Annotated in this window: 17 protein-coding genes; 7 read left to right on the top strand and 10 right to left on the bottom strand. The window is 69.7% G+C overall.

Annotated features, from left to right (window positions below; genetic code table 11):
• Positions 1-9: 9 nt before the first annotated feature.
• Positions 10-903 carry a type I methionyl aminopeptidase gene (gene map, locus H9I38_RS02700; protein WP_226337078.1) on the bottom strand — a complete coding sequence of 298 codons (894 nt, stop codon included), beginning with the start codon at positions 901-903 and terminating at the stop codon, positions 10-12.
• Positions 904-1007: 104 nt separating this feature from the next.
• Between map and H9I38_RS02695 the strand changes: the two genes are divergently transcribed.
• On the top strand, positions 1008-1190 hold the full coding sequence (locus H9I38_RS02695) for an SPOR domain-containing protein (protein ID WP_226337077.1): 183 nt from the start codon (positions 1008-1010) through the stop codon (positions 1188-1190).
• Positions 1191-1207: 17 nt separating this feature from the next.
• On the opposite strand, the gene panB is transcribed toward H9I38_RS02695, so the two are convergent.
• Positions 1208-2047 (bottom strand): 3-methyl-2-oxobutanoate hydroxymethyltransferase, encoded by an 840-nt coding sequence (gene panB, locus H9I38_RS02690; protein ID WP_226337076.1) that lies wholly within the window; start codon positions 2045-2047, stop codon positions 1208-1210.
• Between the two features lie 78 nt (positions 2048-2125).
• Between panB and glnA (H9I38_RS02685) the strand changes: the two genes are divergently transcribed.
• Both glnA (H9I38_RS02685) and H9I38_RS02680 read left to right on the top strand, forming a co-directional pair.
• On the top strand, positions 2126-3466 hold the full coding sequence (gene glnA, locus H9I38_RS02685) for a type I glutamate--ammonia ligase (protein WP_226337075.1): 1341 nt from the start codon (positions 2126-2128) through the stop codon (positions 3464-3466).
• A gap of 38 nt (positions 3467-3504) precedes the next feature.
• The gene (locus tag H9I38_RS02680) at positions 3505-6498 is read left to right on the top strand and encodes a bifunctional [glutamine synthetase] adenylyltransferase/[glutamine synthetase]-adenylyl-L-tyrosine phosphorylase (RefSeq protein ID WP_226337074.1); all 2994 of its coding nucleotides are present in this window, start codon (positions 3505-3507) and stop codon (positions 6496-6498) included.
• A gap of 97 nt (positions 6499-6595) precedes the next feature.
• Here H9I38_RS02680 and glnA (H9I38_RS02675) read toward each other — a convergent pair whose 3' ends face one another.
• The gene (glnA, locus tag H9I38_RS02675) at positions 6596-8020 is read right to left on the bottom strand and encodes a type I glutamate--ammonia ligase (protein ID WP_226337073.1); all 1425 of its coding nucleotides are present in this window, start codon (positions 8018-8020) and stop codon (positions 6596-6598) included.
• A 173-nt stretch (positions 8021-8193) separates the two neighbouring features.
• On the opposite strand from glnA (H9I38_RS02675), the gene H9I38_RS02670 reads away from it, so the two are divergent.
• Positions 8194-8649 (top strand): RDD family protein, encoded by a 456-nt coding sequence (locus tag H9I38_RS02670; RefSeq protein ID WP_226337072.1) that lies wholly within the window; start codon positions 8194-8196, stop codon positions 8647-8649.
• Between the two features lie 78 nt (positions 8650-8727).
• Here the strand turns inward: H9I38_RS02670 and H9I38_RS02665 are convergent, their stop codons facing one another.
• From H9I38_RS02665 to lipB, 3 genes are read right to left on the bottom strand one after another with little or no spacing between them, the layout of a single operon-like run.
• A complete protein-coding gene (locus tag H9I38_RS02665; RefSeq protein WP_226337071.1) occupies positions 8728-9576 on the bottom strand; it encodes a DUF4191 domain-containing protein in 849 nt (282 codons plus the stop codon).
• A 12-nt stretch (positions 9577-9588) separates the two neighbouring features.
• Positions 9589-10620, bottom strand: a complete 1032-nt coding sequence (gene lipA, locus H9I38_RS02660) for a lipoyl synthase (protein ID WP_226337070.1) — start codon at positions 10618-10620, stop codon at positions 9589-9591.
• Entirely contained in the window at positions 10617-11330 is a 714-nt protein-coding gene (gene lipB / locus H9I38_RS02655; RefSeq protein WP_226337069.1) for a lipoyl(octanoyl) transferase LipB, read from the bottom strand. Before lipB ends, lipA begins: the two co-directional genes overlap by 4 nt.
• Before the next feature lie 141 nt (positions 11331-11471).
• Here lipB and H9I38_RS11045 point away from each other — a divergent pair, with 141 nt between their 5' ends.
• Positions 11472-13154: a protein kinase domain-containing protein gene (locus H9I38_RS11045; RefSeq protein WP_226337068.1), complete on the top strand. Its 1683-nt coding sequence runs from the start codon at positions 11472-11474 to the stop codon at positions 13152-13154.
• A 230-nt stretch (positions 13155-13384) separates the two neighbouring features.
• Here H9I38_RS11045 and sucB read toward each other — a convergent pair whose 3' ends face one another.
• From sucB to H9I38_RS02635, 3 genes are all read right to left on the bottom strand, one after another.
• Complete coding sequence (gene sucB / locus H9I38_RS02645) at positions 13385-15181, bottom strand: 2-oxoglutarate dehydrogenase, E2 component, dihydrolipoamide succinyltransferase (protein ID WP_226337067.1); 1797 nt, start codon at positions 15179-15181, stop codon at positions 13385-13387.
• Positions 15182-15259: 78 nt separating this feature from the next.
• A complete protein-coding gene (lpdA, locus tag H9I38_RS02640; RefSeq protein ID WP_226337066.1) occupies positions 15260-16639 on the bottom strand; it encodes a dihydrolipoyl dehydrogenase in 1380 nt (459 codons plus the stop codon).
• Positions 16640-16813: 174 nt separating this feature from the next.
• Complete coding sequence (locus H9I38_RS02635; RefSeq protein ID WP_226337065.1) at positions 16814-18328, bottom strand: leucyl aminopeptidase; 1515 nt, start codon at positions 18326-18328, stop codon at positions 16814-16816.
• 186 nt (positions 18329-18514) lie between these two features.
• Between H9I38_RS02635 and H9I38_RS02630 the strand changes: the two genes are divergently transcribed.
• Both H9I38_RS02630 and H9I38_RS02625 read left to right on the top strand, forming a co-directional pair.
• Positions 18515-19933: a hypothetical protein gene (locus H9I38_RS02630; protein ID WP_226337064.1), complete on the top strand. Its 1419-nt coding sequence runs from the start codon at positions 18515-18517 to the stop codon at positions 19931-19933.
• A 248-nt stretch (positions 19934-20181) separates the two neighbouring features.
• A complete protein-coding gene (locus H9I38_RS02625) occupies positions 20182-21786 on the top strand; it encodes an RNA polymerase sigma factor (RefSeq protein ID WP_226337063.1) in 1605 nt (534 codons plus the stop codon).
• A 104-nt stretch (positions 21787-21890) separates the two neighbouring features.
• Here the strand turns inward: H9I38_RS02625 and H9I38_RS02620 are convergent, their stop codons facing one another.
• Positions 21891-22109 carry a hypothetical protein gene (locus tag H9I38_RS02620; protein ID WP_226337062.1) on the bottom strand — a complete coding sequence of 73 codons (219 nt, stop codon included), beginning with the start codon at positions 22107-22109 and terminating at the stop codon, positions 21891-21893.
• Positions 22110-22125 lie beyond the last annotated feature (16 nt).

Genomic DNA, 22125 nt, shown 5'->3' with positions numbered 1-22125 from the left:
GGTCTCGCGCTAGGGCAGGGTGAGGATCTCCGCGCCGTCCTCGGTGACGAGCAGGGTGTGCTCGAACTGCGCGGTGCGGCGGCGGTCGCGGGTGACGACCGTCCAGTCGTCCTCCCACATGTCCCACTCGATGGTACCGAGCGTGAGCATGGGCTCGATGGTGAACACCATGCCCGGGCGGATCTCCTCGGCATGCGCCGGCGCCGCGTCGTAGTGCGGCACGATGAGGCCCGAGTGGAACTCGCGCCCCACGCCGTGCCCCGTGAAGTCCCGCACCACGCCGTAGCCGAAGCGCTTGGCGTAGGTCTCGATGACGCGGCCGATGACGTTGATCTGCCGGCCCGGCTTGACGGCCTTGATCGCGCGGGCGAGCGCCTCCTCGGTCCGCTCCACGAGGAGGCGGGACTCCTCGTCCGCCTCGCCCACGAGGAAGGTCGCGTTCGTGTCCCCGTGCATGCCGTCCTTGTAGGCCGTCACGTCGATGTTGACGAGGTCACCGTCCTCGAGGACGGTCGAGTCCGGGATGCCGTGGCAGATGACCTCGTTGAGGGAGGTGCAGCAGGACTTCGGGTAACCCTTGTAGCCGAGGGTCGAGGGGTAGGCGCCGTGGTCCAGCATGTACTCGTGGGCGATCCGGTCCAGCCGGTCCGTCGTCGTCCCCGGCACGCACGCCCTGCCCGCCTCCTGCAGGGCGCGGGCCGCGATGCGGCTCGCCTCGCGGGCCCGTTCGGCCTCCTCGGCCGTGTACTGGTTGGAGTCGTGGCCCTCGTTCGCGGTGGTCCGGCCGACGTACTCCGGGCGCTCGATGCCGGCGGGGACGCTGAGGCGGGGCGAGACGGTGCCCGGGGTCAGGGCGCCCACGGGCGCGGCGGACGGGGACTCGGCGGCGAGATTGTGGGACATGGTCCTCAAGTCTAGTCGGGGGACCGGCGCAGATCCGGGCAGGCCCGCTCTCTGTCCTAGACTGGCCGGGAGAAGCGTTCCCGACCACGTGAGGAGCACGGCAGATGCCGAAGGAATTCTGGTACAACCTCGACACGCGCGAGGTCGAGGAGGGCGACGGCAGCAACGTCCCCCACCTCATGGGCCCCTACCCGACCCACGAGGCGGCCGCCCAGGCGCTCGCCCACGCCGCGGAGAACACCCGCCGCTGGGACGCCGAGGAGGAGGAGGACGACCTGGAGCGCTAGCCGCCCCAGTGCCGCCCTCAGAAGGTGTGCTCGGGCCCCGGGAAGGCCCCGCTGCGCACGTCCTCGAGGTAGCCCCTCACGCCCGCCCGCAGATCGTCTGCGAGGCGGGCGTACTGTTTCACGAACCGGGGCATCCGCCCCTCCCGCAGCCCGAAGGCGTCCTGCCAGACGAGGACCTGGCCCGTGGTCGAGGGTCCGGCGCCGATGCCGATCGTGGGGATGCCGAGCGCCTCCTCGATCCTCGCGGCCGCCTGCGCCGGGACCATCTCGAGCACGACGGCGAACGCGCCCGCCTCCTCGACAGCCCTCGCGTCCGCGAGCACGCGATCCGCGTCCTCGCCCCGGCCCTGGACCCGGTAGCCGCCCAGCTGGTGCTCGGACTGGGGAGTGAACCCGATGTGCGCCATGACGGGCACGCCCCGCCGGGCGAGATGGCGGATCGTGGGGGCCATCTCGGCTCCGCCCTCGAGCTTGACGGCCTGCGCCCCGCCCTCCTTCATGAGGCGGGCCGCCGTCCCGAAGGCCTGTTCCGGCGAGTTCTCGTAGGAGCCGAAGGGGAGGTCGGCGACGACGAGCGCCCTGCGGGCGCCGCGCACCACCGCGCGCGTGAAGACGAGCATGTCGTCGACGGTCACGGGAAGGGTCGAGTCGAGGCCCATGACGTTGTTGCCCGCCGAGTCGCCCACGAGCAGGACGTCGGCCCCCGCCTCGTCGAAGAGCGAGGCCGTGAGGGAGTCGTAGGAGGTGAGCATGGCGATCCGCTCGCCGCGCTCCTTGGCGAGCCGCAGGGTGCGCGTGCGCACCCGGGCCGGGGGCGTCGCGGGCGCGGCGCCGTACGGGGAGGTCTCTTCGGTCATCCTCTCAGCGTAGCGGCGCGGCTAGGCTGGTGATCAAGACCCGATCTCGCGTGCGCAGCACGCAACGGAAGGAGTGCCGTGGACCGTCAGCAGGAATTCGTCTTGCGCACCATCGAGGAGCGGGACGTCCGCTTCGTGCGACTCTGGTTCACGGACGTCGTCGGCACCCTGAAGTCCGTAGCGCTCGCCCCGGCCGAGGTCGAGGGAGCGTTCGAGGAGGGGCTCGGGTTCGACGGCTCCTCCATCGAGGGGCTGGCCCGCGTCCACGAGTCGGACATGCTCGTGCAGCCGGACCCCTCCACGTTCCAGATCCTCCCGTGGCGCGGCGAGACCGAGGCCACGTCCCGCATGTTCTGCGACATCCTCACCCCGGACGGCGAGCCCTCCTCGGCGGACCCTCGCAATGTGCTCAAGCGGACGCTCGCGAAGGCCGCGGACATGGGGTTCACGTGCTACACCCATCCCGAGATCGAGTTCTACCTCCTCAAGTCGGACTCGCTGGACCCCGAGGGCCGCCCGGTGCCCGTCGACAACGCGGGCTACTTCGACCACGTCCCGGGCGGCGTCGCCCAGGACTTCCGCCGCACGGCCGTGACCATGCTGGAGAGCGTCGGCATCTCCGTCGAGTTCAGCCACCACGAGGGCGGGCCGGGCCAGAACGAGATCGACCTGCGCTACGCGGACGCGCTCCAGACGGCGGACAACATCATGACGTTCCGCACCGTGGTCAAGGAGGTGGCCCTGCTCGAGGGCGCCTACGCCACCTTCATGCCCAAGCCCTTCGGCGATCAGCCGGGCTCCGGCATGCACACCCACTTCTCCCTCTTCGAGGGGGACACCAACGCCTTCTTCGAGGCCGGCGCCGAGTACCAGCTCTCCCGGACCGCCCAGCAGTTCATCGCCGGCATCCTCAAGCACGCCCCGGAGTTCACGGCCGTGACCAACCAGTTCGTCAACTCCTACAAGCGGCTCTGGGGCGGAGGCGAGGCGCCCAGCTACCTGTCCTGGGGCCACAACAACCGCTCTGCCCTGGTCCGCGTGCCCCTCTACAAGCCGAACAAGGGGCAGTCCGCGCGGATCGAGTACCGCGGCATCGACTCCGCGGCAAACCCGTACCTCGCCTACGCCGTGCTGCTCTCCGCAGGGCTCAAAGGCATCGAGGAGGGGTACGAGCTTCCCGAGCCCACCGAGGACGACATCTGGTCCCTCACGTCCGCCGAGCGCCGCCAGCTCGGCCACGACCCGCTTCCCACCTCCCTCCACGACGCGATCCGGACCATGGAGGACAGCGAGTTCGTGGCCGACGTCCTCGGCGAGCAGGTCTTCCGCAGCTTCCTCAAGAACAAGCAGGAGGAGTGGGACGCCTACCGCACCGAGGTGACGCCGTTCGAGCTCAAGCGCAGCCTCGGCATCCTCTGAGCCGGCCGCACCACGAGACGAGGAGGCAGGAGAAGCCCGTGGAGATCAGGAGCAGAGCACTCATCGCCGCCGGGTTCCGGGACGTCGCCCAGGCCCGGAGCTGGCTCGCCTCGCCCGAGATCGGGAAGCTCGGCCTCGAGCCGCAGCAGACCGTGGAGCTCCTCGCCGCGGGGGCCCGTCCCGACGCCGCCCTGACGGGGGTCGTGCGCCTCATCGAGCGGGTCCCCGAGGCCGCGAAGACCGCAGCCGGTCCGCACGGACGGCGGCTCGTCCGCCTGCTCGGCTCCTCGAGCGCGCTCGCGGACTTCCTCTACCGGCGTCCGGCCGAGTTCGCGGCCCTCGACTTCTCCCGCGTGCCGCGGGGGATCGGCGAGCGGGCGGAGGCCCTGACCTCCTCGCTGACCGAGGCCGTGGAGACCGCGGAGGAGGACCCCGTTTCCGCTCTGCGCGTCCGCTACCGCCGCCATCTCGTCGAGACCGCGCTCTTCGACCTCGAGGGGGAGGACCCCTCGGCGCACGTGCACCTCGTGGCCCGGGACCTCGCCGATCTCGCCTCCGCCGCGTTCTCCGGCGCGCTCGCGATCGCCCGGGAGCAGGCCAGGGAGCGCTACGGGGACGCCGTGGACGACGTCCGGCTCGCCTTCATCGGCATGGGCAAGTGCGGTGCGCGGGAGCTCAACTACATCTCCGACGTCGACGTCATGTACGTGGTCGAGGCGGCCTCGGGCTCCGAGGGAGCCGCGGAGAGCGAGGGGCGCGACTCCTCCTGGCTCACGACCATCGGCTCGTTCCTCGCCACGCGGCTCGGCCACGTCCTCCACTCGACGGGCATCGAGCCCGGCCTGTGGGAGGTGGACGCCAACCTGCGCCCCGAGGGCAAGGACGGCGCCCTCGTGCGCACCCTGGACTCCTACCGGACCTACTACGAGAAGTGGGCGCACAACTGGGAGTTCCAGGCGCTCCTCAAGGCCACCGCCATCGCCGGTGACGAGGACCTCGGGCAGCGGTTCGAGGAGCTGACAGCGCCGCTCGTGCTGGGGTCCTCCGAGCGGGACGGCTTCGTGGCGGGCGTCCAGGGCATGCGCGCCCGCGTCACCAACAACATCCCCGCCTCCGAGGCCTCGCGGCAGATCAAGCTCGGCGAGGGCGGGCTGCGGGACGTCGAGTTCACCGTGCAGCTCCTCCAGCTGGTCCACGGGCGGATGGAGCCCGGCATCATGGTCAAGGACACGCTCGGCGCCGTGGAGGCGCTGACCGAGACGGGGTTCATCGGCCGCGAGGACGGAGCCGAGCTCGCGGCGAGCTACCGCTTCCTCCGCACCCTGGAGCACCGGATCCAGCTCGCCAAGCTGCGGCGGACGCACATCATGCCCGAGGCCGAGGAGGACCGCCAGGAGATCGCCCGCTCCCTGCGCATCCACGGCGGGGCGCAGGCGCTCACCGCGCGGTGGCTGGAGACCAAGCGGAGGGTGCGCAGCCTCCACGAGCAGATCTTCTTCCGTCCGATCCTCGCGTCCACGGCGGCCCTCTCCCAGGGGGAGGTGCGCCTCAGCCCGGACGAGGCCAAGGCCCGCCTCGCGGCGCTCGGCTATCTGGACCCGGCCGGGGCCATGCGCCACATCGAGGCGCTCACGCAGGGCGTGAGCCGCCGGGCCGGCCTGCAGCGCCAGCTCCTTCCCGTTCTCCTCGGCTGGCTTGCGGAGGGCGTGAGCCCGGACGGCGGACTGCTGGCCTTCCGGAAGCTCTCCGAGTCTCTGGGGGAGTCCCCGTGGTACCTCCGGATGCTGAGGGACTCCAACGCGGGCGCGCAGCGCCTCTGCCGCGTCCTCTCCACGTCGAGGCTCATCGCGGACTGGCTCGAGTTCACGCCGGAGTCCGTCAAGTGGCTCGGCGAGGACGCGAACCTGGAGCCGCGCAGCTATGAGGGGCTCTGGCAGGAGATCCGGTCCAAGCTCAAGCGGGAGTCGAGCCCGGAGGCCGCCGCGCGGTTCGTTCGGCTGCTGCGCCGGCGGGAGATCATGCGGGTGGCCCTCGCGGACGCCGCCGACCTCATCGACGCAGCGCGTGTCCGGGCCGCCCTCGCCGACGTCGACCGCGCCTGCGTCCTTGGTGTCCTCCACGCGGCGGAGAACGCCGAGTTCGCCGAGCACGGGCGTCTCATGCGGCTCGCCGTCATCGCGATGGGCCGCCAGGGCGGGCGCGAGACCACCTACGGCTCGGACGCGGACGTCCTCTACGTGTTCGAGCCCGAGCCCGAGACCTCCGAGTCCGAGGCCTCCGCCCAGGCGCTGCGCGTGGTCCAGCGGCTTCAGCAGCTCCTCACACAGCCGCTCAAGCCTGCGATTCCGGCGGAGCTCGTCCTCAAGGTGGACGCCGCCCTCCGCCCTGAGGGCAAGCAGGGACCGCTCGTGCGCTCCCTCGACTCGTACGCCGAGTACTACGAGCGCTGGGGCGACCTCTGGGAGTTCCAGGCCCTGCTGCGCGCCCGCCCCATGGCGGGCGACGACGGCGTCGCCGAGCGCTTCATGCAGCTCGCGGACCGCTTCCGCTACCCGGAGGGAGGGCTCGACGCCGGACAGATCAGCTCGATCCGGCGCATCAAGGCCCGCGTCGAGGGGGAGCGGCTTCCGCGCGGTGCGGACCCGGCACGTCATCTCAAGCTCGGCCGCGGCTCGCTGAGCGACGTCGAATGGCTTGTCCAGCTGGGCCAGCTGCGGTGGGCGTCCGAGACCGAGTCGCTGCGGACCACGTCCACGCTGCAGGCGCTCGCCGCGCTCGTCGAGTCCGGCCGGCTCACCTCCGCCGAAGGGGAGGCCCTGTCTGCGGCCTGGAACATCGCCTCCGACGTCCGCTCGGCCACGATGGTCTACAACGGCAGGGCCACGGACGTGCTCCCCTCGAAGAGCGTCGAGCTCGAGGCCGTGGCCCGGTGGACCGGACGCCCTGCAGGCTCCGGACACGCGCTCGAGGAAGAGTATCTGCGCCTCACCCGACGGGCCCGTGCCGTGTTCGAGTCCCGGTTCTACGCCTGAGACTCGATTCTGCGCCTGAGACGCACACGGGCCGCCGTCGGATCAGTCCGACGGCGGCCCGTGGCGTCTGCGCGTCCGGCCAGGCCGGAGCGGCGGATCAGCAGCTGTAGTAGAGCTCGAACTCGTAGGGGTTCGGGCGCAGCTGCAGCGGCGCGATCTCGTACTCGCGCTTGTAGGCGATCCAGGTGTCGATGAGGTCCTGCGTGAAGACGCCGCCCTCCTGGAGGAACTCGTTGTCCTGCTCCAGGGCGTCCAGCGCCTCCTCGAGCGAGCCCGGAGCCTTCTGGATGTCCTTGGCCTCCTCCGGCGGGAGCTCGTACAGGTCCTTGTCGATTGGCTCGGCCGGCTCGATGCGGTTCTTGATGCCGTCGAGGCCCGCCATGAGCTGGGCGGCGAACGCGAGGTACGGGTTGCTCGAGGCGTCCGGGGCGCGGAACTCGATGCGCTTCGCCTTCGGGTTGCTGCCCGTGATCGGGATGCGGATGCCGGCGGAGCGGTTGCCCTGCGAGTACACCATGTTCACGGGAGCCTCGAAGCCCTTGACGAGGCGGCGGTAGGAGTTGACCGTCGGGTTCGTGAAGGCGAGGACCGCCGAGGCGTGCTTGAGCAGGCCGCCGATGTACCAGCGCGCCGTGTCGGAGAGGCCCGCGTAGCCCTTCTCGTCGTAGAAGAGCGGCTCGCCGCCGAGCCACAGCGACTGGTGGCAGTGCATACCCGAGCCGTTGTCCCCGAAGACCGGCTTCGGCATGAACGTGGCGGACTTGCCGAACTCCTCCGAGACGCCCTTGACGATGTACTTGAACTTGAGCAGGTCGTCCGCGGAGTGGACCAGCGTGTCGAACTTGTAGTTGATCTCCGCCTGGCCCGCGGCGCCGACCTCGTGGTGGGAGCGCTCGACCTCGAGGCCCACCTCGTCGAGCGCCACGCAGATCGCGTCACGCAGATCCGCCTGCTTGTCGATCGGCGACACCGGGAAGTAGCCCCCCTTCATCGGCGTCTTGTAGCCGAGGTTGCCGCCCTCTTCCTTGGTGCCGGAGTTCCAGGGGGCCTCGATGGAGTCGATCGAGTAGAAGGCGCCCTGCGGCTTCGACTCGTAGCGGATGTCGTCGAAGATGAAGAACTCGGCCTCGGGAGCGAAGAACGCGGTGTCCGCGATGCCCGTGGAGGCGAGGTACTGCTCGGCGCGCTCGGCGACGCCGCGCGGATCGCGGTGGTAGGGCTCGCCCGTGCGCGGGTTGACGATGGAGAAGCTCATCGTGAGCGTCTTCTCCACGCGGAACGGGTCGATGTACGCCGTCTGCACGTCGGGGATCAGCTGCATGTCAGACTCGGCGATGCCCTGGAAACCGCGGATCGACGAGCCGTCGAACAGCTGCCCGTTGACGAAGAAGTCCTCGTCCACGGTCTTGGCCGGCACGTTGAAGTGCTGCTGGACTCCGGGGAGGTCCGTGAACCGGATGTCGACGAACTTCACGTCCTCGTCCTTGATATAGGCGAGGACTTCCTCAGGCGACTTGAACATGTGTGCTGTCTCCTCAATCAGGAACATCGTGGAGCGGACGTATCCCGCCCGACTTCTGCCAGTCTACGAAACCACCCGTGAAAGCGCCGTGTCGTCCGTGTTTCGGGCAGGTAACGTGGGAAGGCGCGCCCCGGCAGTCCGGCCGAAGGCGCAGCCGAGTGTGGAGGAGCGCCGTGAGCTTTGACCGATCCGATGTGGGCAGCTGGCTTGAGGGGCCCCGCATGCCCGAGGACAGCTGGCCGGGCAAGCGGCTCGGATTCCCCAAGGAGGGGAGGGGCTCGGTGGCCTCGTTCGGCCGCAGGGCCGCGGGCCTCATCATCGACTGGGTCGCCTGCCTCGCCATCTCGGCGCTCTTCTTCCACGGGAACCAGATCGCGACTCTGCTCGTGTTCTGGGCCGAGCAGACGCTCCTCGTCGGTCTCCTCGGCACGAGCCTCGGACACAGGATCGTCGGCGTGCGCGTCGAGCCGCTCGAGGGGGCGCCGACGGCGCTCGCCCGGGCTCCGTTCCTTGTCCGCTCCCTCGTGCGCAGCACCATGCTGGCTCTCTTCATCCCCGCCCTCGTCATGAACACGGATCTCCGCGGGCTCAACGACCAGGCCGCGGGCACCGTCGTCGTCCGCCGCTGAAGAGCGGACACAGGGAAGGGCCGGGCTCCCCGCGGAGGGGAGCCCGGCCCTTCTCTGTCACAAGAGGTGGGTCGGCGATCAGCGGCCGCGCATGCCCTTGCGGTTGGCGCGGACCTTGGTCGGGTCGATCCCCTTGGGGATCGGGGCGCTGTTCTGGCCCATCGAGGCGAGGCGGCGGTCGACGACGTAGACCTCGTCCTTCGTGATCGACGGCGGGAGCTTCCGCATGGTCTTGACGATGTCCTGGAGGCGGACCTGGCCCTCCTGCGTCCCCGAGTTGATGACGTGGACGGGGACGTCCGGCAGGATGCGGCGCATCTTGAGCTTCTCGGCGTTGACCAGCTGCTTCACACGGCTGTTCGGGCCCTCCGTCACGAGGACGACGCCGGGGCGGCCGACGGCGCGGAACACGAGGTCCTTGGACTTCGGGTTCATCGCCACCGGCTCCTCGGGCATGCTCCAGCCGCGGCGCAGCAGGGACATGGCCGCACGGGAGCCGCCCGGCTGTCCCTCGAGCTGCGAGAGGGCGGCGTTCTGCGCCCTCATGGAGAGGATGAGCATCGCGGCGAGGACGCCTACGAGGATGCCCAGGATGAGGAACGTGATCCAGTTGTGCAGCAGCAGGCCGAGCGCGAGGAACACGAGCACCGCGCCGAGGAACGCGATGAGCATGTACGGAACGAGCTTGGAGTCGTTCCGGCGCGTCAGGTCGAACGCCTGGCGCATCTGCGCCAGACGACCTGGCTGGCCGGACCTGTTCTGCTTGTCCCTGGACTTCTTGTCCCTGGTCTGCGCGACCTTGTTCTGCGAGTCCTTGTTCAGCGTGTCCCGGCTTCGCGTCTTCTTGCCCTGCGTGGTCTCAGGCGAGGCGGCCTGCGCTCGCGAGGACGCCGTGTGGGAGCCGGACGGGGAGGTTTTCTTGGCCATGATGCTCCCAGTTTACTGTGCGGTTTCCTGAAGCTTCGCCTGGTGGCGGGCTAGGACGCTGCTCGCCTCCTGGTGCGTGGAGCCCGAGTCCTCGATGTGCGCCAGCTCCGGAGGGAGCTCGCGGCCCTTCTTGCGCATGGCCGTGGCCCAGAGGCGGCCGGCACGGTAGGAGGAGCGGACGAGCGGCCCGGACATGACGCCGAGGAAGCCGATCTCCTCCGCCTCCTGGGAGATCTCCACGAACTCCTGCGGCTTGACCCACCGGTCCACGGGCAGGTGGAGCTCGGAGGGGCGCAGGTACTGGGTGATGGTGATGAGATCGCAGCCGGCGTCATGCAGGTCCTGGAGGGCCTGCGTGATCTCCTCGCGCGTCTCTCCCATGCCGAGGATGAGGTTCGACTTGGTCACCATGCCGTGGTCCCGGCCCTGGCTGATGACGTCCATGGAGCGCTCGTAGCGGAAGGCCGGGCGGATGCGCTTGAAGATGCGCGGCACGGTCTCGACGTTGTGGGCGAACACCTCCGGCTTCGACGCGCAGATCTCGTCGATGTACTCCTTCTTGCCGGAGAAGTCCGGGATGAGCAGCTCCACGCCCGTGCCCGGGTTCAGCTCGTGGATCTTGCGGACCGTCTCGGCGTAGAGCCAGGTGCCCTCGTCCTCGAGATCGTCGCGCGCCACACCCGTGACCGTGGCGTAGCGGAGCTCCATCTGCTGGACGCTCCGGGCGACCTTGGTGGGCTCGAACCGGTCGAGGGGGCTGGGCTTGCCGGTGTGGATCTGGCAGAAGTCGCAGCGGCGGGTGCACTCCGAGCCGCCGATGAGGAAGGTGGCCTCGCGGTCCTCCCAGCATTCGAAGATGTTGGGGCAGCCGGCCTCCTCGCAGACCGTGTGCAGCCCCTCCTTCTTGACCAGGCTCTTGAGGTCCACGTACTCGGGGCCCACGTTGACCTTGGCCTTGATCCAGTCGGGCTTGCGCTCGACCGGCACGGCCTTGTTCCGCTGCTCGATGCGAAGAAGCTTGCGGCCTTCAGGCGCGAGGGTCATGGGGTGATTCCTTTCGACGAGCCCTGGGCGGACGTCTCCAGTGTCCCAGGTGCCTGTGAGTCTGCGTCAAAGAGAGCCGCCCGCTCCTGGAAGAGCTCGGCGACCTCGCGGGCCAGTTCAGCGGGGGAGACATCGCGGCCCGTCTCGGCCTTGATGCTCGTGACCCCCGCCGTCGTGATCCCGCACGGGATGATGATGCTGTACGGATCGAGGCTGTTGTCTGCGTTGAGCGCGAAGCCGTGCATGGTCACGCCTTCCTTGACGCGCATGCCGATGGCCGCGATCTTGCGGGCCGGACCGCGCTCGTCTGCCGGGACCCACACCCCCTCCCAGCCGTCGATGCGCTGGCCCGCGACTCCGTGGCGGGCGAGGAGGTCGATGATGATCTGCTCGATGTCCCAGACGTACTGGCGGACCTTGGAGGGATCCGGGAGCTTCACGATGGGATACACCACGAGCTGGCCCGGGCCGTGCCACGTGAGCTTCCCGCCGCGGTCCACGTCCACCACGGGCGTGGCGCCGGACGTGGGGCGCTCCGCCTCTTCCGTCCGCCGTCCAGCGGTGTAGGTGGGGGCGTGCTCCAGCATGAGGACCGTGCTCGGAGTGCGGCCCGACAGGACCTCAGCGTGGGTCTCCTTCTGCAGGTCCCACGCGGCCTGATAGTCCACGAAATCAGGGGCCAAGCCCACTGTCCTCATTGCCAAAGCCATGGAGTCCAGCTTATCCCCGTGAGACCGGCCAGCCGAATCTCTGCAGGGGAGATCATCTCTGCGCTGAATGCCGGGTGAAAGGGGTGCTGCCTGTGGACAACCGCCGGCGCGGCGGAGCCCGCTCGGCTACAACTGGTGGACATGACAGCTGACTCCGCTCCTCGACTGCCCCCGCCGCTCGCGGTCCTCCGGCCCCTCGGCCGCGGCCGCGGAGGCACTGTCTGGCTGGTGCGCTCTGAGGACGACGGCGCTCTGCTGGCCTACAAGCCCTCGGCGAGCCGCGAGGAAGCGTCGCTGACCAGGTCCGCCGCTGGACCGGGAGTCGTGGAGGTCGTGCCGCGCAGCGACGTGGCGGGACTGTTCACGCGAGCTGCCGAGGGCGGCACGCTGGAGGCGCTGAGCGCCGGAAGGGGGCTCAGCCCCGAATGTGTTCTGCATGTGGCGCGGGGACTCGCCGCTGCGGTGGCACGGCTTGCAGGCGAGGGGCTGGTCCACGGGGACATCCACCCGGGCAACGTCCTCCTCACGAGTGACGGGGAGGTGGTCCTGGCGGACTTCGGCAAGGCGCGGAGAACCAGCCGGAAGGCGGACCTCGCGGAGGATGTCAGGGCGATGGCCGCTGCCGTGTGGTTCTGCGCCACGGGAGCGTCCCCGCCGCCTGCGAAAGAGCGGCCTCCTGTGTCTCTTCTCACGGGCATGCCGCCGGAACTCGGGAGACTGGTGGAGACAGCACTGGGAGCGGAGGAGGCGTCCGCTGCGGCCGACCGGGGCGGGCTGAAGCCGCCCGTTCGGTTTCGGGGCAGACGGCGCGAACAGGCCCGCGCCCTACGGGTTCGGACGTGGCTGCGGGTCCTCAGACGGCTTGGCCCGGGACGCGCGCCGACGCTCCGGGAACGCACCCTCCCCGAAGGCGGCGGGATCGTGCGCACGGAAGACCCGGCCACGGGCGAGCCTGCGTCTGCAGGAGGCGCAGTCGGCGGCGCGTGGTCACGGCGTCGAGTCGCGGCCGCTGTGCTCCTTGCCTCCTGCTCCGGGCTCGCCGGGAACCCGGTCAGGCTTGTCAGCGCCGCTGCGGGCGCGGAGCACGCCCAGGCGGACACCATTCGCAACGCTGCGGCAGAAGGGCTCCCGTCTGCGGGGAGAAGCGCCCCTGCCAAGGAGCAAGGGGAAGGGCCCCGCCGGACCTCGACTCATCCTGCTCCGGACGACTCTGGCTCGCCGGTTTCCCCTGCCGCATCGGGAGGCGAGTCCGGTCATGTGCTGGCGGCCTCTGCCCGCGAGGCCGCGGTGCGTCTGGTCAAGGCCAGGTCTGAAGCCCTCGCGGCAGGGGACGCGCAGGGCCTGCTCGCGGTGAGCGCAGCGGGCAGCCCAGCCCGTCGACAGGATGAGAGGCTGGCTGCGTCGCTGAGGCCCGGCGAGGCGTTCGAGGGCCTTTCGTCCAAGGTCACGGCGATGGGGGAGGCCCGCGGGTCGGAGGAGGGTGCCGGGAACGATGCAGGTGACGGCCGTGCGGCAGATGATGCGATTCGGACCGAGTCCTGGGAGCTCGTGGTCCGAACCGAGAACACGGCATATCGCTTTCGAGGCGCGCTCAGGCCGGCACGCACGGAGGAGGCCCGCGTGACGGTCACACGGACCTCCTCCGAGTGGCTGCTCGTCGGCTACGCACCGCAGGGCGCACCAGGGGAGGCGCAGGTCCCTGCGGAGCGTCCGCGTGCGGCGGGGTGGGATCTCGAGCACGGGAGGAGCCGTCCGGGTGCCGCAGCGCGTGGTCCGGTTGTCAGCCCTCGCGCTCGGAGCTCTCCAGCGAGCCCCGGAGTGTGACCGTCACGCCAGAGCGAGCCCCGGAGACGGGGCAGCGGTTCCCCGCTTCGTCGGCGACGGACCGGAACTGCTCCGCCGTGATCCCCGGGTCCGAGGAGGTCCCGAAGGGGCGGGCGCGGCGCGGCTGCCGGCACGGCGCCCGCCGTCGTCACGGCGCTGCCGGGGCCGCCGGAAAAGCGGCAGGGCGCGAACCGCGTGTGCGGTTCGCGCCCTGCCTTCTCAGCGGCGGATCAGAGTCCGAGCTCGCCCTCGAAGGCGCCGCCCTCAAGACGGGCCTTCAGGGTCTGCAGGAAGCGACCGGCGTCGGCGCCGTCCACCAGGCGGTGGTCGTACGTCAGCGAGAGGTACATCATGTGGCGGATGGCGATCACGTCGTCGCCGTCCTCGTTCTGGATGACCACGGGACGCTTGACGATCGCGCCGGTGCCGAGGATGGCGACCTGCGGCTGGTTGATGATCGGCGTGTCGAACAGCGCGCCCACCGAGCCGATGTTCGTGATCGAGAACGTGCCGCCGGAGAGCTCGTCCGGGCCGATCTTGCCCGAGCGGGTGCGGGCGGCGACGTCGGCGATCTTCGCGGAGAGGCCGGCCAGGTTCAGCTGGCCCGCGTCCTGGACCACGGGGACCAGGAGGCCCTTGTCCGTGTCCACGGCGATCGCCAGGTGCTCGGCGTTGTGGTACGTGATCTCCTGGGAGTCCTCGTTGTACTCCGCGTTGAGCTTCGGGTGCTGCTTGAGCGCCTCGGCCACGGCCTTGGCGATGAACGGCAGGAAGGTCAGCTTGGTGCCGTTCTCCTGCTGGAACTTGTTCTTGGCAGCGCCGCGGAGCTTCGCGATGCGCGTCATGTCGACTTCCTGGACCTGCGTCAGCTGGGTCGAGACGTCGAGCGACTCGCGCATGCGGCGGGCGATGACCTGGCGGATGCGCGGGGCCTTCTGGGTGGTGCCGCGCAGCGTCGTGTCCTCCTTGACCTCCGGGGCCTGGCGGGAGACCTGCGAGGAGCCGGAGACGCCCGAGGACTGCGGGGCCGACTGCTGGGAGGCAGCGGCGGCCTTGGCGGCCTCTTCCACGTCCTCCTTGCGGATGCGGCCGCCGACGCCGGTGCCCTTGACCGAGGAGAGGTCCACGCCCTTCTGGTTGGCGAGCTTGCGGACGATCGGCGTCACGTAGCCGCCCTGGCCGCCCTCAGAGGAGTCCTGCTTCGGCTGCTCCTTCGGAGCCTCCTGCTTCGGCTCGGCCGTCGGCTGGGCCTGCTGGGCGTCCTCGTCCTTGGACTCCGCCTTCTTCGGCTCTTCAGCCTTCTTCGGCTCCTCCTTGGGAGCCTCCTGCTTCGGCTCTTCCTTGGGCGCTTCGTCCTGAGCGGAGGAGGCCTCGGAGCCGCCGTCGGAATCGCCGACGACGGCGAGGACTGCGCCGACCTCGACCGTCTCGTCCTCGTCGACGCGGACCTCGAGGAGGGTGCCGGCCACGGGGGAGGGGACTTCAGTGTCGACCTTGTCCGTGGAGACCTCGAGCAGGGGCTCGTCCACCTCGACGGAGTCGCCGACGGACTTCAGCCAGCGGGTGACCGTGCCCTCGGTGACGGACTCGCCGAGCGCCGGGAGGGTCACCTCGGTGCCGGAGCCGCCGGAGGACGCCGGCTTCGAGGAGGACTCGGCCGGTGCCTCCTCCTGCTTCGGCTCCTCAGCGGGGGCCTCTTCCTTCGAGGACTCCTGCTTCGGCTCCTCAGCCGGCTCCTCGGCCTTCTCCTCGCTCGCGGAGGAGTCGCCGGAGTCGTCGGAGGACCCCGAGCCGTCACCGATCTTGACGAGGGCGGCGCCGACCTCGACGGTCTCGTCCTCGTCCACGAGGATCTCCTCGATGGTGCCTGCGATGGGGGAGGGGACTTCGGTGTCCACCTTGTCCGTGGAGACCTCGACGATGGGCTCGTCCACCTCGACCGTGTCGCCGACGGACTTCAGCCAGCGGGTCACGGTTCCTTCAGTCACCGACTCGCCGAGGGCCGGAAGATTGACAAATTCTGACATGTTGCTCACTCCTGGAGTAGCGAAGTACGGGTGGGGGCTGCCGCCCGCCGAGAGGAACGGCGGGCGGCTGAGTGGTGACTAGCCGTGGAGCGGCTTGCCGGCGAGCGCCATGGCGGCCTCGCCGATGGACTCGTTCTGAGTCGGGTGCGCGTGGATGAGCGAGGCGACGTCCTCCGGGTAGGCCTCCCAGTTCACGATGAGCTGGGCCTCTCCGATCTGCTCGCTCATGCGGCCGCCCACCATGTGCACGCCCACGATGGGGCCCTCCTTCTGGCGGACGAGCTTGACGATGCCGCTCGTGCCGAGGATGGAGGACTTGCCGTTGCCGGCGAGGTTGTACTCCTGGACCTCGACGTTCTCCTTGCCGAACTTCTCCTCCGCCTTCGGCTGCGTGTAGCCGACGGACGCGATCTCCGGATCGCAGAAGGTGACCTTCGGGATGTTGACGTCCTCGACGACCATCGGCTTCAGGCCGGCGATCTCCTCGGCGACGAAGATGCCCTGCTGGTAGCCGCGGTGGGCGAGCTGCAGGCCGGGGACGATGTCGCCGACGGCGTAGATGTTGCCCACGCCGGTGTGGAGGCGCTCGTTCGTGATGACGAAGCCACGGTCCATCGTGATGCCCTGGTCCTCGTAGCCGAGGCCCTCCGTGACCGGGCCGCGGCCGACGGCGACGAGGCACACCTCGGCCTCGTAGGTGCTGCCGTCCTCCATGGTGACGACGACGCCGTTGTCGTTCTGCTCGACCGACTTGAAGAACTTGCCGGTGGAGGCCTTGATGCCGCGCTTCTTGAAGGCGCGCTCAACGACCTTGATGACCGAGGGGTCCTCGTTGGGGACCAGGCTCGGCAGGCCCTCGATGATCTGGACGTCCGTGCCGAACGAGTTCCAGGCGGAGGCGAACTCGCAGCCGATGACGCCGCCGCCGAGGATGATCGCGGACTTCGGCGTGAAGTCGATCTGGAGGGCCTCGGTGGAGGTCATGATCCGGCCGCCGATCTCGACGCCGAAGGTCTTCGACGTGGAGCCGGAGGCGAGGATGATGTTCTTGCCCTTGTAGACGGTGCCGTCGACCTCGATCGAGTCCGGTCCGACGAGCTTGCCCCAGCCCTCGATGACCGTGACCTTGCGCATCTTGAGCAGGCCCTGGAGGCCCTTGTACTTGCCGGCGACGACGCCGTCCTTGTACGAGCGGACCTTGCCCATGTCCACCGACTCGAGCGTGGTGTTCACGCCGTACTGGGCGCCTTCGCGCGCGTTCTCGGCGAGCTCGGCGGCGTGGAGGTAGGCCTTGGTGGGGATGCAGCCCGTGTGGAGGCACGTGCCGCCCAGCTTGTTGCCCTCGATCAGGCCGACCGAGAGACCGAGCTTCGTTGCGCGGAGGGCAGCGGCGTAGCCGGCGCTGCCGCCGCCGAGGACAAGGACGTCGAATTCTGTCGTGGTTGCCGAATCGGCCACGTCGTACTCCTAGCATCGGGTGGCACGCCGTCGTTGAACGTGCCGGGGCTTTATAGGGCTGGTTGTCCTAGAGCCAGACTAGCGGCAGCCCGGCAGTTTGGTCACAACGCGCCGGAGGTGATTCCCGGCACGGAGACAGGGGAGCCCGTCTCCGCGCCGGGAAGTGAGGACGGCCTACTTGCCAAGCTCGTCGAGGAAGGCGAGCAGGGTCCTCACGGCGAAGCCCGTTCCCTCCTTCGCGACGAAGCCGTAGGCGGCTCCGTCGTTGAACGAGGGGCCGGCGATGTCGATGTGGGCCCACGGGATGCGGGCGCCGTCGACCTCTCCGACGAACTCGCGGAGGAAGGCCGCGGCGATGAGCATCCCGCCCTCGCGCTGGCCGATGTTCTTGAGATCCGCCTGCGTGGAGTCGAGGGTGGCGCGGAGCTCCTCGGGGATCGGCATCGGCCAGACCGTCTCGTCCGCCGTGTCCGCGGCGTCGACGACGGCGGAGACCGCGGACTCGTCGCCCATGACGCCGGCGGTCCGCTTGCCGAGCGCTACGAGCTGGGCGCCGGTCAGGGTGGCGATGTCGATGAGGAGGTCGGGCTTGTCCTCGCTCGCGGCCACGAGCGCGTCGGCCATGACGAGGCGGCCTTCGGCGTCGGTGTTGAGCACCTCGACCGTCTTGCCGCCGTACATCGTGATGATGTCGCCCGGGCGGCCGGCGGTGCCCGAGGGCATGTTCTCCGCGATGGCGAGGTAGCCGATGACGCGGACCGGAATCCCGAGTCGGGCGGCGGAGAGAACGGTGCCCAGCACGGTTGCGGCGCCCGCCATGTCGGACTTCATCTGCTCCATGCCAGCGCCCGGCTTCAGCGAGATTCCGCCGGTGTCGAAGGTGATGCCCTTGCCGACGAACGCCACGGTCTGCCGTGCGCCCCTCGGCGAGTGCTCGAGGCGCACGAGTCGCGGTCCGCGGCTCGAGCCCTGGCCGACGGCCGTCAGGCCGCCGTAGCCGTCCTTCGCCAGCTGCTTGTCGTCGAGGACCGTCACCTTGACGCCGGTCCCGCGGGCCGCCTTGACGGCGAAGTCCGCGAAGGACTCGGGGTAGAGCTGCAGGGGAGAGGCGTTGACGAGGTCGCGCGTCATCTCGACGCCGGCAGTCGCGTCGAGAGCGCGGTCGACGACGGCCGCTCGCTCCTTCTTCCCGACACCCGGCGCGTTCCACTCGATCTGGGCGAGAGCCTGCTTCTTCGGGGCCGACTTGTGGGCCGTGAACGTGTACGCGCCGAGCACGGCGCCCTCCACGAGCGCCTGGCCCAGCAGGGCGTCGGAGCCCGCCGCGTCGAAGGTGATGCGCTCGACGCCGGAGAGCGAGCGCGCAGCGGTGCCGGCCGCGTGACGGAGCATCGCGGTGGTGGGCGTCTCGTCCTCGACGGAGCCGAGACCGACGACCGCGAGGGGAGTCTTGCCCGCGGTGCCCTTGGGCAGACGGACGAGGGCGTCCTTCGCGCCCGAGAACCCGACGGAGGCCAGGGCGTCCACCGCGCTCTGCGCGGTCTTCCTGTCCAGCGTGGTTCCGATGAGCTCCGGCGTTCCGTCGGCGTCGGCCGCGAAGACGACGACGAGCTCCGCCTTGGAAAGCGAGTCCACTGCCGAGACCTTGACGCGGGACTTGGACGAGATGCTGTCGAGAACGCTGTTCATGACGCTGCCTTTCCTCCGACCGCTTCCGGCCGGTGTGATCTGAAACAAGTCTTTGAGCAGTCTCTCACGAACGTCTGGCCGTACTCGGGGCGGGGCTGTGGACAAGTTGGCGCGCGGAGGAGAAGTTGTCCACGTTCCGGCAGAAGGCCCTGAGAGGGCGCCTCGCAGCCGCCGAGCATGGAGGGCATGGACTACGAGAATCTCATCCACGCCACGCATGCCGCTCAGCCAAGCCAGGTCTTCTCCGACGAGATCGCTGAGCGCATCGTCTGCTCCATCCCCCGTCTCATCGGGGAGCGGCCGGAATCCTCGCTCGTCATCGCGCTCGTGCGCGGACGGTACGTGGGACCGTGCATCCGTGCTGACATCCCCTATGGGGAGGAGGACCTCGGCGAATGGTCACACGGCCTCTCCCGCCGCCTGCTGGAAGCCGAGCACTCGGACGAGGCGGTCGTCCTCTGCTTCGAGTCTGATCCGCAGCGGGGCCCGGAATGGTTCCGGGAGCTCTTCCTCGCCGTCGGCGGCGCGCTCAAGCGGGCCGGAGCCCGGCCACACGAGTTCCTCTGGGTGAGTTCCGAGCCGGGATGGGACGAGCCGCCGAGTGAAGACGGCGCCTCCGGCAGTCGGGCTGCGGACACGGAGGTTCCCCGGCTCGAGGCGGAGCAGGAGAGCCGTCTCCGCTCTCTGCTCGGGGATGCGCTCGAGGCCGCGGACGCGCGGGTCGAGGCCCTCGCGCCCCTCGGCGAGCACAGCTGCGGCGAGCCGTGTCTCGCGTCCCTCGGCCCTTCTATGTCGCGGGCGCTGATTCGTCCGGAGAGCGTGATGGGCCCGTCCCAGGCTGTGGTGACGGTTGAGGCCGTCGACCTCCTCATCGGCCGCCTGGGAGGCGAGTCGAGCGTCTGGGACGTGCTCGAGCGGCTGCCGGCACTGGGGTCTTCTCTGGCCCGTGCCGCCGCCGTCCCTGCCGGTGTCGAGCTGATTCTCAGGACGGCGGTGGCGGGCCGGAGCGAAGGGCTCGCCGCGGTGGACCGAAGGTACTCCCTGGCTGAAGCGGACGATCTCTTCATGCGAGCGGACGCGCTCAGCCTGGCCGAGGAGCTGCTGGACCCGCCGGGCAGGCCGGAGGACCCGCTCGCGTGGGCCGAGCGGGCTGCGAGCTCGGGGAGCCGGAGACGCCCTCAGGGGCAGGAAGGGGTCCTCCTCCGAGCCGCCAGGCAGGCCGGAGTCAGCTTGGACGAGGAGCCGGAGGCCCGGGCGGCGGCAGCGGCGGCCGGCTTCCTCGACGCGCTCCACTGTGAGATGCCGCGGACGCGGCTCGAGGACATTCGGCGTCTCCGCACCGCGGCCATCGCCCTGTCACAGCTCGCTCCTCCTGGGCTGGCGCGCAGACTCGGGGGGATTGCAGCGTGGACCCTCTGGGCCGAGGAGCAGGAGGCCGAGGCCCTGGAGCGGCTTGCCTCCACGCGTTCTCCTGCTCTGCTGACGGAAGACCCCGTCGTCGAGTTCGTCGGCGAGCTCTGTGCTTGGGACGTGAGCGATCCGTCCGGCATGGCGGCCCCTGAGTCGGACCCGCAATGGCGGGGATCGGGGCGGGGCATGGCATAATTCTGGGGAAGACCCCGTCTCGTGCTCCGCCTGCTTTTCCGCTGAACACCGCTTCAGCGGGGAATGAATCCGGACCGCGGCGCGTTGTGAGGTGCAAGACCCCGTCAACGTGCCGTTGTCTGCATTCTGCGGAGGGGCTGGCTCCGGTCGCTCTGCGGCCCGATGTGAACGCCAGCTCCGCACTTGACAGGGTCATACTGGCGTTACAGACAGACGATGTGAGCTGCCCGTCGGCACGAAAGGGAACCATGAGTCCTACAGCAAAGAAGAGCGCAGCAGCGGCCGCCGAATCCGAGTCGGCCGAGTCGGCTGCTCCTGCTTCGGCGAAGAAGACCACGGCCCGCAAGACGGCTGCCTCGAAGACCTCCAGCGCTGCGGGGAAGACCACGGGCACCCGCGCCAAGGCAGGTGCCTCCACGTCCGCAGCGGACAAGCCGTCCTCGAAGTCGACCGCTTCGAAGACCACCGCTTCCAAGACCACAGCTTCGAAGTCCACTGCTCCGAAGTCGACCGCTTCGAAGACCGCCGCTTCGAAGGCGACGGTCTCGAAGACCGCCGCCGCGCCGCGCGCCACGGCCGGGCCCAACGTGGACGTGAGCGCCACGGACGGAACCCCCGAGGCCACACCCGTCAAGACCACGCGCGTCCGCCGCAAGCCGGCGGCCTCGTCGGAGACGGCAGGGGCCAAGAAGACCGCGGCCAAGAAGCCGGCGGCCAAGAAGGCCCCCGCCCGGAAGTCGGCGGCCAAAGCCGAGGCGGACGAGCTCGAGACTGAGGATCTCGAGCTGGACGCCGAGGCCCGCGAGGCCGAGGACGAGGACGCGGAGAAGGCCGAGGGAAAGGCCGCCAAGTCCGAGGAGAAGGAGGCCGAGCAGGGCTCGGGCTTCAGCTACTCGGAGGCGGATGACGACGACGCTCCGGTGCAGCAGGTGCTCGTGGCCGGCGCCACGGCCGACCCGGTCAAGGACTACCTCAAGCAGATCGGCAAGGTGGCCCTCCTCAACGCGGAGCAGGAGGTGGACCTCGCGCTGCGCATCGAGGCCGGCCTGTACGCGAGCAAGAAGCTCGAGGAGAAGTCGGACATCGATCCGAAGCTCAAGCGCGAGATGATGTGGATCGTCCACGACGGCAAGCGGGCCAAGAACCACCTCCTCGAGGCGAACCTCCGTCTCGTCGTCTCGCTGGCCAAGCGCTACACGGGCCGCGGCATGCTCTTCCTGGACCTCATCCAGGAGGGCAACCTCGGTCTCATCCGCGCGGTGGAGAAGTTCGACTACACCAAGGGCTTCAAGTTCTCCACCTATGCCACGTGGTGGATCCGCCAGGCCATCACGCGCGCCATGGCTGACCAGGCCCGCACCATCCGCATCCCGGTCCACATGGTCGAGGTCATCAACAAGCTCGCCCGCGTCCAGCGGCAGATGCTCCAGGACCTGGGTCGCGAGCCCACGCCGGAGGAGCTCGGCCAGGAGCTGGACATGACGCCCGAGAAGGTCGTCGAGGTCCAGAAGTACGGCCGCGAGCCGATCTCCCTGCACACCCCGCTGGGAGAAGACGGGGACTCGGAGTTCGGAGACCTCATCGAGGACTCGGAGGCCGTTGTGCCGGCGGATGCCGTGAGCTTCACGCTGCTCCAGGAGCAGCTGCACTCTGTTCTGGACACGCTCTCGGAGCGCGAGGCCGGCGTCGTCGCGATGCGCTTCGGCCTGACCGACGGGCAGTCGAAGACTTTAGACGAGATCGGTCGCGTCTACGGGGTGACCCGCGAGCGCATCCGCCAGATCGAGTCGAAGACGATGTCCAAGCTCCGGCACCCGTCCCGCTCGCAGGTTCTGCGGGACTACCTGGACTGATCCCCGGGAAGGGCTGCGCCTCCGTCCGGAGGCGCACGCGAAAGGAGGGCGGCCACCCGATCGGGTGGCCGCCCTCCTTCGCTGCCGGTCAGAGGCTCTGCCGGTCAGTCCTCAGCGGAGGGGCCGGCCTCGAGGCGCTCGGACTCGTCCACCCACTCGGACGCCTGCGGGCGGAGCTTCGGCTCGACGTCCCGGCCGTGGTGGGCGCAGAAGAGGAGCACGCCGCCCGTGGAGGCGAGGACGGCCCGGACGTAGGCCTGGGCCCCGCAGCGATCGCAGCGGTCAGCGGCAGTCAGGGTCTTGGGGGCGACAGCGACGCTCATCTTGTCCTCCTGGGGT

Origin of the sequence: Arthrobacter sp. UM1 (assembly GCF_020483305.1) — a bacterium.
Taxonomy (GTDB): Bacteria; Actinomycetota; Actinomycetes; order Actinomycetales; family Micrococcaceae; genus Falsarthrobacter.
Note: the sequence above shows the minus strand (reverse complement) of the source record. Positions and strands in the feature narration are given on the sequence as shown.